Origin of the sequence: Fibrobacter sp. UWB13, assembly GCF_900177805.1 — a bacterium.
GTDB lineage: Bacteria > Fibrobacterota > Fibrobacteria > Fibrobacterales > Fibrobacteraceae > Fibrobacter.
The window spans coordinates 242805-261346 of sequence record NZ_FXAX01000003.1 but is presented as its reverse complement, the minus strand read 5'-3'; the positions used below and the strand labels follow the sequence as shown (position 1 = coordinate 261346).

General features: G+C 49.0%; 15 protein-coding genes and 1 rRNA gene. 14 read left to right on the top strand and 2 right to left on the bottom strand.

The genetic code is table 11. The features are described from left to right. The first annotated feature begins 173 nt into the window (after positions 1-173). The 8 genes from rrf to B9Y77_RS13580 all read left to right on the top strand — a co-directional run bounded on the left by rrf (position 174) and on the right by B9Y77_RS13580 (position 7403). Positions 174-288 (top strand): 5S ribosomal RNA (rrf, locus tag B9Y77_RS13615). A 212-nt stretch (positions 289-500) separates the two neighbouring features. After that, complete coding sequence (locus B9Y77_RS13610; protein ID WP_085492020.1) at positions 501-2357, top strand: polysaccharide deacetylase family protein; 1857 nt, start codon at positions 501-503, stop codon at positions 2355-2357. A 3-nt stretch (positions 2358-2360) separates the two neighbouring features. Next, entirely contained in the window at positions 2361-3047 is a 687-nt protein-coding gene (locus B9Y77_RS13605) for a hypothetical protein (RefSeq protein ID WP_139260848.1), read from the top strand. Next, complete coding sequence (locus B9Y77_RS13600; RefSeq protein ID WP_085492019.1) at positions 3037-3723, top strand: lytic transglycosylase domain-containing protein; 687 nt, start codon at positions 3037-3039, stop codon at positions 3721-3723. The genes B9Y77_RS13605 and B9Y77_RS13600 overlap by 11 nt, the downstream gene beginning before the upstream one ends. A gap of 28 nt (positions 3724-3751) precedes the next feature. After that, positions 3752-5140: a TolC family protein gene (locus B9Y77_RS13595; protein ID WP_254900048.1), complete on the top strand. Its 1389-nt coding sequence runs from the start codon at positions 3752-3754 to the stop codon at positions 5138-5140. An 18-nt stretch (positions 5141-5158) separates the two neighbouring features. After that, the gene (locus B9Y77_RS13590) at positions 5159-5737 is read left to right on the top strand and encodes an MlaC/ttg2D family ABC transporter substrate-binding protein (protein ID WP_073425200.1); all 579 of its coding nucleotides are present in this window, start codon (positions 5159-5161) and stop codon (positions 5735-5737) included. After that, positions 5737-6699 (top strand): hypothetical protein, encoded by a 963-nt coding sequence (locus B9Y77_RS13585; protein ID WP_085492018.1) that lies wholly within the window; start codon positions 5737-5739, stop codon positions 6697-6699. Before B9Y77_RS13590 ends, B9Y77_RS13585 begins: the two co-directional genes overlap by 1 nt. Next, complete coding sequence (locus B9Y77_RS13580; RefSeq protein ID WP_085492017.1) at positions 6699-7403, top strand: pseudouridine synthase; 705 nt, start codon at positions 6699-6701, stop codon at positions 7401-7403. The genes B9Y77_RS13585 and B9Y77_RS13580 overlap by 1 nt, the downstream gene beginning before the upstream one ends. Before the next feature lie 110 nt (positions 7404-7513). On the opposite strand, the gene B9Y77_RS13575 is transcribed toward B9Y77_RS13580, so the two are convergent. Further along, positions 7514-7888, bottom strand: coding sequence for an HU family DNA-binding protein (locus tag B9Y77_RS13575; RefSeq protein WP_014545436.1), 375 nt, complete (start codon positions 7886-7888; stop codon positions 7514-7516). A gap of 105 nt (positions 7889-7993) precedes the next feature. Here B9Y77_RS13575 and B9Y77_RS13570 point away from each other — a divergent pair, with 105 nt between their 5' ends. From B9Y77_RS13570 to B9Y77_RS13545, 6 genes are all read left to right on the top strand, one after another. Next, positions 7994-9187 (top strand): tRNA dihydrouridine synthase, encoded by a 1194-nt coding sequence (locus tag B9Y77_RS13570; RefSeq protein ID WP_085492016.1) that lies wholly within the window; start codon positions 7994-7996, stop codon positions 9185-9187. Positions 9188-9265: 78 nt separating this feature from the next. Further along, positions 9266-10093: a TIGR02147 family protein gene (locus tag B9Y77_RS13565; RefSeq protein ID WP_085492015.1), complete on the top strand. Its 828-nt coding sequence runs from the start codon at positions 9266-9268 to the stop codon at positions 10091-10093. Positions 10094-10110: 17 nt separating this feature from the next. After that, a complete protein-coding gene (locus tag B9Y77_RS13560; RefSeq protein ID WP_085492014.1) occupies positions 10111-11151 on the top strand; it encodes a hypothetical protein in 1041 nt (346 codons plus the stop codon). Positions 11152-11199: 48 nt separating this feature from the next. Next, positions 11200-13086 (top strand): HD-GYP domain-containing protein, encoded by a 1887-nt coding sequence (locus tag B9Y77_RS13555; protein ID WP_085492013.1) that lies wholly within the window; start codon positions 11200-11202, stop codon positions 13084-13086. A gap of 289 nt (positions 13087-13375) precedes the next feature. Then, complete coding sequence (locus B9Y77_RS13550) at positions 13376-14671, top strand: aminotransferase class I/II-fold pyridoxal phosphate-dependent enzyme (protein ID WP_085492012.1); 1296 nt, start codon at positions 13376-13378, stop codon at positions 14669-14671. Between the two features lie 31 nt (positions 14672-14702). Then, positions 14703-15992: a citrate synthase gene (locus tag B9Y77_RS13545; protein WP_085492011.1), complete on the top strand. Its 1290-nt coding sequence runs from the start codon at positions 14703-14705 to the stop codon at positions 15990-15992. A gap of 71 nt (positions 15993-16063) precedes the next feature. Here B9Y77_RS13545 and B9Y77_RS13540 read toward each other — a convergent pair whose 3' ends face one another. Then, positions 16064-18448, bottom strand: a complete 2385-nt coding sequence (locus tag B9Y77_RS13540) for an HD domain-containing phosphohydrolase (RefSeq protein ID WP_085492010.1) — start codon at positions 18446-18448, stop codon at positions 16064-16066. Positions 18449-18542: the final 94 nt, after the last annotated feature.

Below are 18542 nucleotides of genomic sequence, written 5' to 3'. Positions count from 1 at the left end.
TCGATAGGCCGCAGGTGTAAGCGTGGCGACACGTTGAGCCGAGCGGTACTAATAGCCCGTGAGACGCTTTTCCTTTCTTTCAACGATTTGGTTCAACTGTCCCGCGTGGGCAGCCCGGACCCGCCTGGCTTCAGCACTGAAGCTTGATTGAGTTTCCATGTCAAAGAGATTGTTTCAGCGGTTATCGAGTGAGGGTCACACCCGTTCCCATCCCGAACACGGAAGTTAAGCCTCAGATCGCCGATGGTACCTGGCCCCCGGGCCCGGGAGAGTAGGTCGCCGCTGGATTCACGGGCCCCTTGAGCGAACGCTCGGGGGGCCCTTTCTTTTTTTGTGCCGCCCGCGCAATTTCGCGCTGTCATGCCGGACTCCGATTCGGCATCTCCACTTTCGATATTTTTATTTTATTCTAAATAGACCTGCTGGAAATATCTTGATTTCAGCAATCTCTAATAACTAATAATTAATAACCACTAGCTAAAATTGCTATTCTTTGTCACATGAATCCTAGAATATCCTTTGTATTGCAGATGTCGCCATCGACCTCGTATGAAAACCTTGAGGCGGTCGCGCGTAACTTGCTCGAAGGATTGAATGTTCTTCTGAATTCGGAACAGGTAAAGTGCTCCATCTTCTTGGATGGTCCTGTGATTGAGGCGCTTTACAATGTAGCAAAGCCGTTGATGTTCGGCAAAATTCAGAATGCGATTCGCAATGGGGTTCTCGAATTTTTAGGCGGTGGCTATTACGATCCGATGCTTCCGCTTTTTCCGGAAGATTTGCAGACGATGCAGCTGGAATTGCATCGCGACTACTTGAAAAAGGTGCTTGGCGCAGAACCGCAGGGGTATTTCAATTCCTCGCTGGTGTGGGAGCCGGGCATGGCCGATGTCCTGGAGCGTTCGCGTTTTGATTATGCGCTGGTGACGGAAGCGGCTGTGCAAGATGCTCTTGGTCGCTCGACACCTGTATCTGGCTGGTTTACGCTTGAAGACCGTGGTGCCCTTATCCGCATTGTGCCTGTGTCCGAGGTGCTTTCGAAGGCGATTGCCGAGGACAATCTTTCTTGGCGCTCTGTGGCGGAACAGTATTGCCGTGATGGAAAATCGGCGATTGCGCTTTTGGACATTCCCTCGGAACCAACAGAAATTATCAATTTCTTTGGCCGCTTTGTCGATTTTGTCGAGATGAACGAGGTTCAGACTAGAACCGTTGGTTTTGCTGTGGACCAGCTCGAAACGTGTGGTACGATCAGTTTCCTTGTTTCTGCCGGTCGTAGAATTGGTCTCCCTTCGACAGCTCGCACTTGCCGTGAACTTTTGATTCGCCGTCCAGAAATTAATATGCACCATAAGACTTTCCTGAATTTGTACAGGAGAGCCCGCAGCATGCTTTCTGGAAAGAAGTGGCTCGAATTTTGCCATGCGCTTTTGCCGGCGATGGCTCCGCTTTATTTTAGGGATATGCATAACCGTTCGGGGATGCGTTCCATGCTAGTGCGCAAACGATCGAATCGCTTGTTGCTTTCGGCATCGCAGACTTTAGATGACCTTACAGGATTCTCTGGGCTTCGCGTTGATGTGTGCGACTTTTTGCTTAGAGGCAAAAAGGTTCTGTTTTGCGAAAATCCGGAATCTTCGTATTTGTTGGATTGCCGTTTGGGCGGCGCACTTTGTGCTTTGAATTACAAGGGTGCCAAGGTCAATTTGGTAAACTCATGGCGCGATGATGGTGAACCTTCGTTTGCGTTCTTGGATTGCTTGTTGCCGAATGCGGATTTCACACCGGTCAAGCTAGAACAGATGCTTTACGATCGCAAGCATTTGCTCGCGGACCCTTATGATTACCGTATTCTCCGCACGGACACGGGTACGGAGATTATGCTTGATGAAGAACAAGGTTTTGACAATGAAGAACGCAAGGCTTTGTTCAAAATAAAGAAGGTTTTTACGTTCCAGGGCGATTCCGCAAAGTTTACGGTTTCGTACGCGATTGACAATCTTGCGTATGTGAACACGAAGGGCTATTTTGGAACGATTCTTGAGCTTGGACTTTTGTCGCATGGCGATGTCAACAAAGTCTGGATTGACGGCAAAAATGTCAAGTGGAACATGGTGGAACCGCTTTTGTACCCGGATGGTCAGTTGCTTGAGATTCGTGATGAAAAGAGCGGTTGCGTTTTCCGTATGGGTTTTGACCGACCGACGTCTATCTTTATAGGCTCCATCTTTGGGGCGACTTCGACGGCTGCTCCGCAAGCATTCCAGGGAATTCGCGTGTTTCCGTTCTGGAATGCTCCGTTTAATGTGCTTGACCACAAATCATTCAAGATTTCTGTTTCGGTGACCAAGAGGTAATCTGTGCGGGCGGACTTGATTGACATTCAGGTAGAAGATCGCGGCGAGGAAGTCGAAATTTCGCTGTACGGCATTCTTGGCGAATACCAGCTTTCGTCTGTTCGTGAAAAGCTTGAAATGCTTGTGCGCGGTCCGGGCATTTTTTTCTTTGTGAATCTCCAAAATGCTCGTTTTACGACTGATGCTTACCGTGGGCTTTTCCTTGAAATCCTGAATTTGGTCAAGCAGCAGAAGGCTTCGCTTATCTTGATTTTTGACAGCGAAGAACTGCACGCTTATTTTGAACGTTACCGCAATATCTTTGAAATATATAAGAGCCGTGAGGATTATCGCAAGTCCGGTATATCTAAACAGGTCCATGTGGTCGGACTTCATTACGATAAAAAGTCCATTACGTTATCTCCTGGATTTGCAATTTCTGTGTCCTTGTTCCTGATTGGTTGGGCAATTACGTTGTTTGTTATCGTTGTTGGGCAGGGTCGCGAAATTTCAGATAAGCAGGCGCAGATTACGGCGCTAGAGAGCCAGAAGGCACGCTACATCCGCGAAATTGACCGCTTGGAATCGGCAATTGGGCCGATGCGTAAATTAGGCGTTGTGCAGGATACGACTTTGCTGAGTTCTTTTGGCGCTATCCAGGATTGGGTCTCGTATCTAGAATACTTGGAGAAGACTCGACGTGAAAAATAGCGTTCGACTCTCCGCGATGAGCGTAACCGTCCTGTTCATCATCGGTTTCGCAGTCCTTTTCTTTTTTGCGAGTGAATGGTATTCCAACAGGGGCAAACTTGAAAAGTTGGCTTATCAGGAACGCATTCTCCACAACGATATGGAGCATTTGGAGGTTGTGGGCAAGTGGACGCTTGATTATGTGAAAATCGAAAAGGCGCTCACGTACATGTTGGGCGATAGAATCTCCGAAGTGAGCTTTCGCATTCTGGCAGAACACTTGTGGCAAATTTCGCAGTCGTATTCTCTGGACCCTCTGATTATCCTTGCTGTGGTGGCGCAGGAAAGTCGTGGAAATCCGCTTGCTCGTGGGCGATTCCAGACGGGTAAATTTTCGGGCGCGCTAGGCTTAATGCAGATAAAATTGGAAACTGCCAAAAAAATTGGTCGCAGGTTTGGTCTTGTTATTGAAAATGAAAATGACTTGATGCAACCGGATGTGAACGTGGTTGTTGGCTCGGCTTACCTGATTAGACTTATCGGAAAGTACGGTAATTTGAGGGAAGCGCTAGTGGCTTATAACTTGGGGCATACTGCTGTTGACAAGCTGCTGGAAAAGAATGCTCCGCTCCCGACTTCTTACTATGAAGGTGTTGTGAGGAGATACAAGGATTTGGTCCATCACTGTTCCTTTTAATAGGGAAATTTTTTTCTAAATTCTAGCTGTGATTAGGAATTTGTTTTATGTTCTTGCAATGACGGGGATCGCCTTGGCGGGTGAAGTCCGGTATGATTGTTTGCGCTTTGTTGAACAAGGGCTTGCTAGTGACCCGCAGATGGAAGAGCTGCGTTATGGAACGGAAGCCAAGAAAAATAAAATCAAGTCGCTCAAGTCCGAAGTTATTTTGCCGACATTTTACGTGTCGATGATGGTGGGACCTGCTCCTGGTCTCAAGGAATATAACGATTACTATTTCAATCAGTCTGGGGACACGCTAGGTGTTGAAAAAGCTGAAAAGTACGATTTCTCTAGAATGGGTCCATTCTGGGGAGTCGAAGCCAAGTTTGTCCAGCCGCTAAATTTGGGTCAGTACCGAACGGGTAAGCTGGCTTTGGAAGCGGATCTACAGCAAAAGTCTTTTGAAATTGAAAACTCGACGCTCAAGAAAGAAGTAGAACTCCAGAGCTATTATTACAACTATCTCCTTGCTCTTGAAATGAAGCGCATTGCCGCCGATGCTCAAAAGCAGGTCGATAAGGCGTATGACCAGCTTGAAGAAGCTTTGGACGAAGATGAACCGACGGTTTCACAGACGGATCTTTTGAACTTGAAGGCTAAAATGCACACCGTCAAGGAAGGTGTGATTGAGGCTGACCTTGGCATGAAGCGTGTGCAGTTGGCGATTCGCTTTGCGCTTGGCTTGCAGGATGGCGATACTTTTGCCGCCGAAGATACAATCCTTGCGATGAGACCGGAACCGATGCCGACGGAAGAACAGGTCCGCGAATGGACCATCAAGCATAATCCGGAGTTGAAGCAGCTTGAAGCTGGGGTGCGAGCCCGCAGACTCCAGATGGATTTGGCTGAAGCAAAACTTGCTCCGGAGTTCTTTGTCATGGGGCAGTTCGAGTATGTGAAAAGCTGGGCGGGTAACCGTAACGTGTTGCAGAAGAATGCCTTTGCTCAAGATGCAGTGAACAAGATTTCTGGGCTTATCGGTGTTGGTTTGAGATACCGCTTGAATTTCTGGAAAGGCTGGGAAGACTATCGTCAGGCGAAAACTGAATATCGCGGGCTTAAGCTGAAAGAAAATTACGCTTCGGATGGGCTTGTGGCAAAAGCTATTGAACAGTATTATCAAGTGGTTGCCGCCAAGGGAAAGCTCGATGCTTTACGTGAAAGCCTCCGTGCGACGGAATCGCTTTTGAAAGATGCCGCCATGAAATACGACCTCGATAAGTCCCAAACGGGTGCGCTTGTTTCTGCTTATACGCAGAATATAACCATGCAAAAAGATTATTATTTCGCAGTTTGCCGATATAACGTCGAATTTGCCGGATTAGTGGCAAAGATGGGGTTGTCTCTTAGCGACTATAAAACGTATTTTAAGTAAAAAAGAGGAGATTCAAAGATGTTTAAGAAAATTTTGATCGCTATTGCCTGTGCTTCGCTCTTGTCTTTTGCTGCCGAAGATCCGGTGTCTGTTGTGAAGAGCAAGGACGTTGAATTGCAGAACATCATCAAGAAGTCCAAGCGTACCGCTAAAGAAACGGAACGCGTCAAGAACCTTTTGAATGATTCCTTTGATTTTGCCTTGCTTGCCAAGAAGTCTTTGGCTGCTAGCGACTGGAAGGCTCAGGATGAAGCTTCTCAGCAGAAGTTTGTGACGGAATTCCAGCGTATGGTCCGCAACTCTAGTGCAAACCGCTTGGAACTTTACCGCGCCGATTCCACGATTTACGAACCGGCCAAGATGAAGGGTTCGGATGATGCTCGCGTTGTGGCTCACTTGTGGAACAAGGGCAAGGAATCGGTGCTCGAATACAAGATGACGCTTGTGAACGGCAAGTGGAAGGCTTGGGACTTGGTCATCGATGACCTTTCTACAGCTCGCAACTACAAGGAACAGTTCAGTAAAATCTTGAAGGACAAGAGCTTTGCCGAATTGATCGACATTATCAGCAAGAAGGCTGACGAAGCCGAAAAGTAATGGGCTTTCTTTCCTGGCTCTTTTGTGCAATTCTCGTTGTAGCGCTTGTGCTACTGCTTTTCCCGTTTGCGTTTCGAATTGATTTCGAGGTCGGGGAGCGCGGTGCGCGGGCGCTTTTCTTTTTTTTCAAGAAGAAGGTTTACGAGTGCGAGAAGAAGTGGAAGGATGGTTTAGACGAGAAACGAGATGCGCCGGCAGTTGAAGCTGTTGCGAAAAAGCCTGCAGAAACTCCAAAGACAGAACATTTAGAGACTAGTGCGGAACAGCCTAGCATCCGGAGTGAAGTCGAAGCCCCCCCCGAAAAGCGAGAATCGCTGCCTCCGTCATCCTCGAAGCAAAGCGAAGGGGATCCTGTGAAGTTTAGCGCAATCAACGAGAGTGCGCAACCTGCTAAAGTAAAATCCTCACCGGTAGTTGAAGTTTCGTCTGATGCAAAAGTCTCGGAATCCGAGAATCGTGATTCCGAAAAAAACGAGACGCCCGCCGAAGATAAAAAGCCGAAGAAGGAAAAGCGCAAGCTTTCGGACCGTGAATTTTGGACCATTATTTTGACGCCGGATTTTGATGCTAGGGCGTTCAAGTACATTCTGAAAATTTTGAAGGCGGTGCTTACGCTCTTCCGAGTGCGCTTTAGCGATTGCTTTGTCGAAGGTATCCGCACGGATTACCAGACCATGGGCTATATTGCGGCGGTGAACGGATTCTTGAAAGCGTACCCGTACGTTGGTGATTGGGACTTGAGAATGGACTGGTGTAGCGAGAAGGAACTCCGCGCAGTTGGCTCGGTTCGCTTGAGCATAACGTTGCTCCGCATTTTCTGCTTTACTTTGGAAACGCTTGTGCTGGCTGGAATTTTGGCGTTTAGCTTTTGGCGCCGTCGCGCACATGTGATTAAAACAAAAGAACTTCCTGAACTCGGATTTATCCGCAGGAAGATTCTTGGATTTATTTTGGAGGACTGATGGCTGTTTTGACTTTGGAACGATTGCTGGCTTCGATGGGCTTTGGCAGCCGCAAGGATGCGCGTGGATTAGTGCGCATGGGCCTTGTGGAACTGGATGGCAAGGTTCTCGATGACCCGTTCATGGAATTCAAGACGCGTCCGGAATACATTACTGTGAATGGCGAAGAAGCTCCGACGGTCGAGAAGTTGTACGTGATGCTTTTCAAGCCGACGGATGTGGAATGCAGCCACAACGCTCGTGACCACAAGCCCGTGTATGATTTGCTGCCGGAACGCTTTACCGCGATGGGCCTCCAGTCTGTCGGGCGCTTGGATGCGGATTCTTCGGGACTCTTGTTGCTCTCGAATCAGGGAGACTTTATCCACAAGGTCGAAAGCCCGAAGAAGGGACTCTGGAAAAAGTATCGCGTGACGCTTGCACGCCCGTTTACGGATGCGCAGAAGGCGGAACTCTTGGCGGGCGTGATGCTCAAGGACGAACGACGTCCGGTGCTGGCTCGTGAGATTGAAGTTAATGGTAATGCGGTGGACATTTCGATAGGCGAGGGACTGTACCACCAGGTTCGCCGCATGTTCGCTGCGGTCGGCAATCATGTCGAGACGCTTGAACGCATTGCGATTGGACCGGTTGTTCTGGATCGTACGTTGGGTGAGGGCGGTTGGCGATTCCTCACCGAAGAAGAAGTCGCTGCACTGTCGTAATAAAGGAGATGCCCGCTCAGTGGCGGGCATGACAAAGAAAAGCCGGCGTTCAAGCCGGCTCTTTCGTATCAGGCGTTTGCGTTGCCTGAGTTAATAGGTTCAACGTTCGTTTAGATGGAATCGTCGTCGCTACCGACGTGCACGATTTCGTTTTCAGTTTCGAGTTCCGGCTGTACAGAAGCTTCGCCGAGGATGCCTTCGAGCGAATTGATCTTGTCCTTAATGTCGTTGCTGAACTTGAATGTCGGGACCAAGCGTTCGTCGATGAGGACGGTTTCACCAGTGCGGGGGTTGCGTGCCGGGCGAGCCTTGCGGGGCTTGCAGGCGAACGTGCCGAAACCGCGAATTTCAATAGTATTGCCTTCGATAAGCTTCTCGCCGAGGAGGTCAAGGAACTGTTCGACAACAATTTTAATATCATTGCGCACAAATCCGGTGGATTTGGCGATTTCCTGAATAAGAGATTGTTTAGTTATATTAGCCACGCACTAAATATAAGTTTAACATAGACTTAGAGTGATGGTTAAAGCGAAATTAAATATCTTTTTCGGGTTCACATTGCGGAATATTTGTGAATAGTTGTGACTTAAATGTTGAAGATTGATAATTTGCCTAAAAAGGTCCGTTTTAATCTCCGAAACAAGGAGATTTTCCCCAATACTATCTTGAGTCCGATGGATGGAGTGACTGATGCTCCGTTCAGGCGGCTTTGCCGCATACTTTCGGGCGACCGCATGGGTCTTTTGGTTTCGGAGTTTGTTCCGACGGATGGCGATGCCGTGTTCAACCCGGATGGTCACAAGCAACTGAAGTTTTTCCCGGAAGAGCGCCCGTTTGGTGTGCAGATTTTTGGGCGTTTCCCGGACCGCATGGCGGCGGCAGCCGGCAAGATTGCCGAGCGTTACCACCCGGAATTCATCGAAGTGAATGCGGGGTGTCCGGCGCCGAAGGTGGCGGGCAAGGGGAGCGGTTCTGGGCTTTTGCGGGACTTGCCCCGTTTGCAAGAGATTCTGCACGACGTGAAGGCGGTTTTGGACGCAAAGACGCCGGAGATTCCGCTCACGCTTAAGTGCCGTATTGGCTGGGATGACGATAGCATTAACGTGATGGATACGCTCAAGATTGCTGAGGGCGAGGGCGTTGAATTGCTCACAGTTCATGGTCGTACGCGTTTGCAGGGGTATAACGGCCTCGCGAACTGGGACTGGATTGGCAAAGTCGCCGCTGCGGCAAAGATTCCTGTGATTGGAAATGGCGATGTGAATAGCGTCGAATGCGCACGCGAACGCATCAATACTTACGGTGTTTCGGGCGTGAGCATTGGGCGTGGGGCGATGCATAATCCGTGGATTTTCGGGCAGATTGCAGATGCGTGGGAAGGTCGCGAAAAGCATGTGATTACCGCGCAAGAAGCGCTTGATGTGTTTCCGCTCTATTACAAGTTTAAGATTGAGGATGGGGCAACGGAAATGAATGCGATGGGCCGCATGAAACAGCTCGCCGCGAGACTGTGCAAGGGGTTTTGTTTAGATGGAAATAGGCGATCCCGGAACGGAGTCCGGGATGACAATGCTGGCGGAGCGATCCCTGGTGAAAATGATGTCGCGATGTCGGTGCGGCAGGCGTTTTTGACGTGTCAATCGGCAGCGGAAATGCTTGATTGCGTTGAAAAGCTCAAGGACGGGATTGCCCGTGAAATGGTCTTTGAGCCGGAACGCCTCGTGAACCTCAACGGCGCCAAAGAAACCGAACTGAAGTTTGGTGACCAGTTTAAAGGCCGATAAAAATAAGTACTCAAAAAAAATCTCAAAAATTTACGTTAACCCATTGACTTTGAGTCAAAATTTGAGTACATTTGGAGTATGGACAAGTTTGTTGACATATTCCAGTTTACTCATTTCCGCAAGTACTTGGATGAATACCAGGCGGCTCGCGTGCAGACCGATCCCGAATTTACCAGGGCGGGAGCTTGCGCTTTGTTGGGGCTCCCCAAGACTCGCAGTTACTACAACGATATTGTCAAAGGAAAAAAGCTTACTGGGCGCATGATTCCCAAGTTCGTGGAAGTTCTTGGACTCAACAAAAAAGAAGCCAAGTACTTTGAAACGATGGTGAATTTTGACCAAGCGAAAACGACAACGGAACGCAATGCGTTTTTTGATGAGCTCATCAAGCAACATCCGGATCCGCACCACATCTTGAATGAAGATGCTTACGAGTATTACAACCACTGGTATAATAGCGTGTTGTTTACGGCGCTAGATGTGATGGATGTTTCGGATGACCTTGAACCGATCCAGAAGCGCATTTTCCCGAAGGTCTCCGTGGGAACTTTGAAACGTTCGCTCGAACTGCTAGAACGCATTGGCTTTGTGCGCAAGAACGAAGACGGCTTCTGGAAAAGCTCGCGTGATTCGGTGAGTAGCGGTGCTTATAACAATAATGACTTGGTGCGTCAATACCAGTTGCAGTGCTTTGAACTTTCGAAGCAGGCGCTGCTTGCTGATGACGATAATCCGTCGGACATGGGAACGTTCACGTTTAGCGTTTCGGACGATGCCTATAAAGAAATTGCCTTGGAAATTCAGAATTTGAAAGCCAAGGTGCGCAAGATTATTACGCAAGACAAGAAAGAGGCGACTGGTGTACACCAGTTGAATATTCACTTGTTTACAAATTTGAAGAAGTAAATCGAGGAGGATTTGTTATGACTTCTAATAAATTTGCAAAGTTGGTTGTTGCTATGGCTGTGTTTGGTCTTGGCTTGTTTACGTCCTGTAGTGAGAGTGATGGCGGTGTGGCATCATCGTACAGTGAAACGCAGACGGGCAAGCCTGTGATTCGACCGGGAATGCCTATTGCCGAATTGGATACGAGCTATATCCACAAGGTTGTTCATAAAGGTGAAAATCCCTGCTATGTGGTTCTTCCTAAGAGTGCTGATGATGAAGAATCGGATAGTGTAAGTGAAGATGATAGTCTTGAGGTCGTTGAAATTGTTGAGGTGATGGATTCTATTCCATATTATCGTGTTGCCTGTGGTGCTCATGATGATATTTATATGTATATAAAGATAAAAGCTCAGATTGTTGATTCTGAAGGCTTGCCTGTAGAGGGGGCGATTGTTTATGAAAATTATTGTTCTTTTGATGATGAACGTTGCCAGCATGTTACCGATAAAGATGGTTATTTCTACATAGATAACGTACATTACCTTACGTATTTGCAAATGGATGGTCCTGAAAATAGATATCTTCCTGATTATGAACTGGTCCAGTTGCGCGCACTTTCTGCAGACTTTAGTCTAGGTGCAAATGTCTTTAAGGAATTTTCGAAAGCTACGGTTGATGTTGTTGATGATGAACCTGTGGCAGATTTAGGAACAATAGTTGTGGGACCCGTGTATACGGCAAAATTTTATTTGGATTCTCTTTTTGCGAATGAAGTGGATAGTACTTCGGAATATGATGAAATCGATAATGAAAAATGGAATGAGAATATGACGAAAAATCTCGGGGAAGATGGTAATGGTATTTGCGTTGCCTTGAATGAAGTTGTTCTTCCCCCAGGTGTTCGGTTTGTTCCGTCTTTATTCTATCCTTGCTATAAGGTGACGGATGAAGACCGTAAGAATGGGTATATCGTCTTTTTTGGTCTGCCTGAAGGCGATTATAGAATTGATATCGATGGATTTGGAAATAAGCATGTCCCTGATTTTATTGTTTCTAGGGAGGGAAACGTTAAATAAATCACGCTTCTTTTTGCAAAAGTTCAAAAAATATTCTATATACAGAATGTGAAAACTTTTGTTTCTGCCCATAAGCTCGTTCAGATTATTATCCTGATTGTCATCGGTATAGTCATCAACCGATTGCTTGCCGATTTAGCCATTCATTTTGAATTGCCGCTGTACCTGGATAGCGTGGGTACGATTGTCGTGGCGGTGATTGGCGGGTTTAGCCCGGGCGCGATTGTCGGGTTTTTGACGAACTTCATTGGCGGTTTCGTTGATTCTTCGACGTTCTACTACGGCACGATTAACGTGATGATTGCCGTGTGCGCGGGGATTGCGGCGAAGCGTGGGGCGTTCAATAGGATAACCCATTTGCCGTTGCTGCTTGGAATGCTGATGATTTTGAGCATTCCGTGCTCGGTGCTTTCGTATTTCCTTTTTGACTTTAAGATTGCCGAAAATGTGGTGACGCCTATTGCGACGGCTTTGCACGAAAGCGGGCTTCCGGTTCTTCTGTCGCAGATTTTGGCGGACTTCTGCACGGAAATTCCGGATAAGTCCATTTCGATTATTGTGGCTTATGTGCTGATTCGCTTGACGCCACGCTGGTTTACCAAGGCGTTTGATTCTGTTTCTGGCCGTTCGCACGAAGACCGTTACCGTTCCAAGAACGAAATCCATACGCTTAAGGCCCAGGTGACGGCGCTCTTGTTCGTGTCGAGCTTTGCGCTTGCGGTGGTGGCTACGGCGGTCGCTTACAAGACGTATTCCGAAGCGGAAATCCATGAGACAACGCTTTTGGCGGAATCGGTGAACAGGCTTGTGTCGGACGCTATCCAGAATGCGGATTCGGCGACGCTTCACGAGTACATTCATGATCTCAAAGGCAAGCATCCGCGTATTTTGACGATTACACCGGGCATGCATGAGACGGGCAAGTGGGATGTCTCGATTGTCTGTACTGAGGCCCCGAATCCGGTCTGTACCAAGTTCAGTCTCGCTGCGATTCGCATTAGCGTGGTGCTATTCTGCACGAAGATTTTTTCGACGCTGTTTGGACTTTTGCTCGCAATCGTGTTTACGGCTATCTTGATTGCTAACCGCAGAGTGGTTTACCCGATTCACGAAATGACGCTTGAAATGGACAACTTTGCCTACGACAGTAGCGAAGGGCGTCGGACGTCGATTGACCAGATTAAGGGTCTTGAGGTGGTGACGGGCAATGAAATTGAGAATCTGCATTCGGCGATTATCAAGGCGGTCGAAGAAATTGATTTGTACATCAACAAGTCCGAGTATCAGGCGGCCTCGATTGCGGCGCTCCAGACGAACATCATTACGGTGCTTGGCGACATGGTGGAAAACCGCGACGAGACGACGGGTGGCCATGTGCGCCGTACGGCGGCTTATGCTGAGCTGATTGCGCGACAGTTGCAGCGCGATGGCAAGGAACCTGAAATTGACGATGCTTTTGTTTCGACGATTGCGGTGGCGGCTCCGCTCCACGATATTGGAAAGATTAATATTTCTGATGTAATTTTGAATAAGCCGGGCAAGCTGACGGACGAAGAATTTGCAGAAATGAAGAAGCATACGGTTTATGGCCGTGATATGCTCGTGCGTGCATCTAAGAACCTGGGCGAGACTGCTTACCTCAAGATGGCGAAGGAAATTGCCTACAGCCACCACGAATGGTGGGATGGCTCGCGAGGCTATCCGGAGCGTTTGAATGGTAAGGATATTCCGCTTTCGGCCCGCATTATGGCGGTCGCGGATGTGTATGACGCGCTTGTTTCGGAACGCCCGTACAAGAAGGCTTTCTCGGTGGATGAGGCTTTCCGCATTATTACCGAGGAAAGTGGTACGCACTTTGACCCGGAAGTGGTCGATGCGTTCGTGAAAAACCGCGAAACCGTCGAACAAATCATGAAAACCAAGTTTGAAGATTAAAATCTTACATCTTTTTTCACAGCGTGTAGTTGTTTCAAAAAATGTATAACGATTTATCGTTGTGAGTGCAAAAGCGTCGGCCAAGGATGGGGAGGGTGCAGGGAGGGGCCCGTGCGGCCTTCGCAACTCCGAGCTGGGGCCCCGCCCGCGTGACGTGCATTTTTATTTTTCAAAAAGAATTATTGGCGAAGAGCCATTATTAATTCTTTTTTGATGTCCTTTTAATCTTGCGGGGGGCTTGCAATTTTTCTAAATTGCCCCGCGGAAATTTCAAAACAGGACATTGAGAATGAACTACAATCCTCTCGCTCAAGCTTTGAATGCAGAACTCTCCGCTAACGGTTGCTGCGTTCTTGACATGCTCTCTGAACAGGGCAAGGCCATTTTCTTCCCGCGCAAGGGTATTCTTGGCCAGGGTGCCGAAGCCAAGGGCTCCGACATCAATGCGACTATCGGTACAGCTCTCGAAGATGACGGCTCTCCGCTCGTTTTGGATTGCGTTCTCAAGTCTCTGAACCTCCCGAAACAGTCCTTCCTCTATGCTCCGAGCTTCGGTAATCCGGATCTCCGCAAGGAATGGAAGGCCCAGGTCGTGAAGAAGAACCCGACGCTTGCTTCCAAGAACTTCAGCAACCCGGTGGTGACCTGTGCTTTGACGCACGCTATCAGCTGCGCCGGTTACATGTTCCTCGACGCTGGCGACGAAGTCATCATCCCGGACCTCTACTGGGACAACTACGAACTCGTGTTCGAAAACGCCCGTGGCGCAAAGATCAAGACGTTCAACACCTTCAAGAACGGTGGTTTTGATACGGAAGCCTTGAAGGCTGCCCTTGCTGCAAGCAAGTCCGACAAGAAGGTCGTGCTCCTCAACTTCCCGAACAACCCGACGGGTTACACCGCAACCGAAAAGGAAGCTGTCGAAATCGCAAAGATCCTCACGGAATGCGCTGCTGCCGGTAACAAGGTTGTCGCACTCCTCGACGACGCTTACTTTGGTCTCGTCTACGAAGAAGGCGTGACGAAGGAATCCCTCTTTGTGAAGCTCGTGGACGCTCACGAAAACCTCCTCGCCGTGAAGCTCGACGGTCCGACCAAGGAAGACTACGTTTGGGGCTTCCGCGTTGGCTTTATGTCCTTCGGTTTCAAGGGTGCAACTGAAGCACAGCTCAAGGCTCTCGAAGACAAGGCTGCCGGTACGGTCCGTGGCAACATTTCTAATGCTCCGTCCATCAGCCAGAAGATTTTGCTCGCCGCTTACCAGAGCGCCGAATACGCTCAGCAGAAGGCTGAAAAGTACGCCACCTTGAAGAAACGTTACGACATCATCAAGGAAGTCTTGGCCGCACATCCGGAATACAAGGAAGCCTTTGACCCGATGCCGTGCAACAGCGGTTACTTTATGTGCATCAAGCCGAAGGGCGTTGACGCCGAAGAACTCCGCCAGAAACTCATCAAGGATTACAGCACGGGCACGATCATGCTCTCTGGCCTTATCCGCATTGCATTCAGCGCAGTTCCGACCGAAAAGCTCGGCAAGCTCTTTGAAAATATCTATAATTGCGTTGTAGCGATGAAAGCCTAACTGCGGCGATGCCGCGCAAAACGGAGGATTTATGTCCGATACAGCAATACTGAATTACGACGGAAAGAAGTACGAACTTCCCGTTGTAACTGGTACTGAAAACGAACATGGTCTTGATGTAAGCAAACTCCGCAAGGATACTGGATTGGTCACGCTGGACTACGGTTACCTCAATACCGGTAGTACCAAGAGTGCCATCACATACGTCAATGGCGAAAAGGGAATTTTGCGCTATCGCGGTTATTCCATCGAGGATCTCGCTGAAAAGGCGACGTTCCCGGAAACCGCATGGCTCCTGATTTACGGTGAACTCCCGAATCAGGAACAGTTGAGCCATTTCCGCACGCTCTTGACCGAAAATGCCTTGTTGCACGAGAACTTGCTGCACTTCTTCCGCGAAATGCCGCCGGGAGCCCACCCGATGGGTATTCTCTCGTCCGTGGTGAACGCTGTGGGCCTTTTCACGCCGCGTTTTTACGACGACGAAAACATTGCAAGTGCATTTGAACTCACGACCGCTGGTCTCATTTCCAAGATCCGCACGATTGCCGCATTTGCTTACAAGGCAAGTATCGGTGAACCGTTCGTGTACCCGGAAGCGGAACGCAGCTACTGCAGCAACTTCTTGAACATGATGTTCAGCAGTAAGGCTCGCCCGTACCACCCGGATCCGATTATGGAAAAGGCGCTCAACACGCTCCTCATTGTCCATGCGGACCATGAACAGAACTGCTCCACTTCGACCGTTCGAATGGTGGGCAGCTCTCAGGCTAACCTTTACGCAAGCATCTGCGCCGGCATTTGCGCCTTGTGGGGGCCGCTCCACGGTGGTGCAAACCAGGCTGTGCTCGAAACGCTCCTCCGCATTCAGCAGAGCGGCATGACGATTGAACAGGTGATGGCAAAGGCTAAGGACAAGAACGATCCGTTCCGTCTTTCTGGCTTTGGACACCGCGTTTATAAGAGCTATGACCCGCGCGCGAAAGTCTTGAAGAAGCTCATGTACCAGGTCTTCGAACGCGAACACGTTCACGACCCGCTTTTGGATGTGGCTATCAAGCTCGAAGAAGCCGCCCTCAAGGACGATTACTTTGTCGAACGTAAGCTGTACCCGAATGTGGACTTCTACTCCGGCATTCTCTACCGCGCTATGGGCATCCCGACGAACATGCTTACGGTGATGTTCGCGATTGGACGCTTGCCGGGTTGGATTGCTCACTGGAAGGAAATGCACGACGATCCGCAAAGCAAGATTAACCGTCCGCGTCAGATTTACACTGGCAAGACGGAACGCGCTTGGATTGATCGCGACAAACGATAAGCGATAATTTGATAAATTAAAAGGCTCTCGGGATTGACCGGGAGCCGTTTTGGTATAGAGTTTGTTTGTCTTTAAACGACTTTCGGGCGGCCAGTACGCATTGACAATAGGGAATCGACCATTTCGCTCCAATGTTCCAGAACGACTTTGCCAATGGCGGGGTCGTACATCACGCCTAGATTCTTCTCGATTTCATTGCGGCAGTAATCTAGCGACATGGCGTCACGATAAACGCGCTTGCTTGTCATGGCGTCTATTGAGTCTGCGATGGCAATGACGCGGGCGCCTATGGGGATGTCTTCGCCTTTAAGTCCTTCCGGGTAGCCGCGGCCGTCATAACGCTCGTGGTGGTGCAGCACAATTTGCACAAGTTCATGTGTATAGTTGGACTGCATCAGGATCTTTGCGCCAATGACCGGATGCTGCTTGATGATTTCGAACTCCTCATCGGTAAGTTTTCCCGGCTTGGTGAGCACATTGTCGCGAATGCCAATTTTGCCAATATCATGCAAGTGTGCTGCATGTGTAATCAACGATATTGAACTTTCTGAAAGCCCTAAGAAACGGGCAATCAATTCCGAATATGCTTTTACACGCTCAGAATGGTGCGCCGTATAGGAATCCTTGGCTTCTTCGACTGAAATCAGGCAAGAAATCAAATCCTTGAGGTTCTTGTTTTCGTCGTTTTCGACCGGCTTGTGGTAACGCACCTTGTCACGATACATGTTCAAGTCGGCTTCCATTTTCCAGTCGCTGATGGACTTGCGAATTCCGGAATCGCTGCGCAGGCGGCTTGCGCCCACGGCAATCGACAGATGGTATAGCGCCTTTTTATTGTATTCGTTGATGTTCTTTTGCAGTATGGAATACATCGGATAGTGCGAATCTAGCGGCGCTCGTGTTATGACGGCAAATTCGTCGCCACCGATTCTAAAGCAGTTCCCGCTGGTGCCGTATGTATTTTTGATGGCTTTGGCTGCGGCCTTGATCAATTCGTCACCGGCCTGGTGGCCGAAGGTGTCGTTTGCGTATTTGAGGCCGTTCACGTCCATCAGGAACATGGTCCAAGAATTTTCTTGGGAGTCTTCCTGGTTGATTGTTTCTAGAAGGGCGTCGAATGCGAGCCTGTTTTCGAGTCCTGTCAGGCTGTCCGTCGTTGCGACATCTTGCAGGTGCTCGTTCATGACACGTAACCTACTGTTGATCTGTTCCAGTTCAAACGACGTTTCGCGAATGAATGTGGCCATGCGGGCGGCGAGTGGCAAACGGGTGGATTTTTCATCCGGAATTATGACGCCTTTGGCGTGTCCCCGTTTTGTAATGGCGCCTTCGCGCATTGATGCAATGACGAGCGTGATGTTATGTTGGTTTAAAAATCCCTTTTCGCGCAAGAATTCACCGTGCGAGAAAAATCCCGTGCTGGAGGCGAGCCCCTTGAACGCTGTAATTTCGTATGTCGGTTCGTGCTTGGACCAAAATGCCTTTCGAGCCGCACAGGAGAATATGTGCATGACTTCGGGGGCGAACAGTTCGGCGTTTTCGCTTTCGGTTTTGATTTTTTCGAGAATCAGTTGCGGCTCGCCATACGAAAGGCGGACCATTGAGCCTTCGTCGATATCCGAAGACATGGTGAGCGACCCGTCCGGATTGCTTGCTCCTGCTGCACGCACGATGGAAATTCCGTTGTGCTCGTAGAGCATCGGAAACTCAAGGGCGTTGTAGAAAAAGTTGTTGTCGTTTTTGATGTTCAGGTACTTGTTGTACACTTCGTAGGCGGGGAGGCTGCTCAATTCGTAAAGGACGTTGCCTTTGGAACGAGTGACGTGGAAGTTACGGCCGATGGGCTTCCATCCGCTAATCTTGCGGGATTCCACATGAAATTCCGGACCGCCGTAGAATACAACTAAAATGCCTGTCTTGCTGTAACCGCCAACTGATGAAAATACGCAGGAATTCGGGCTTGTGATGTCGGGGGAGCAGACGATGCCTCCAAAAATCTGGATGCTTGGATCCAGGGCGTCGAGCCCTTCGCAAAGATTCGTCGTCGAAAACGGCGAAATGCAGTGGTAGATTTCGACTGCTTTTACCCAGGGATTCTGCTTGGCTTCTTCCACGATTTCGCGGGCGATGTCGCGGCTGGACTTGTTGAAAAAGTCGTACTGGTGAATTTGAATTTTTGTTGTCGGCTTTTCGAATATGATGGCGGATATGGAAATTTCGCTTGCCTTTTCGCAGTTCACGATGTTTCCGCTGGTGGAGTTACCGAACCACGGTACTTTGGGGAAAACGCGTTCCAATGTTTCCCAAACGGGTCTCAGTTTTCCGGGGTCCAACTCTTCAGAATGGATTTGGAAACATACGGTGGGCGAGCCGTTTTCTTTGCACCAGTTGCTAAACTGGGCCAGTTTTTTTTCGAACGTGGCCGCATCGTTAAATGCAAAAATCCTGTTTTTCATTTCGGGTTCCCCTTCCTGTTACATCAAAGCGTAATTCGACTTAGATAATATATCATTTCTAGGTCGGATGTGGCTAGGGAAATGTTGAAAAAAG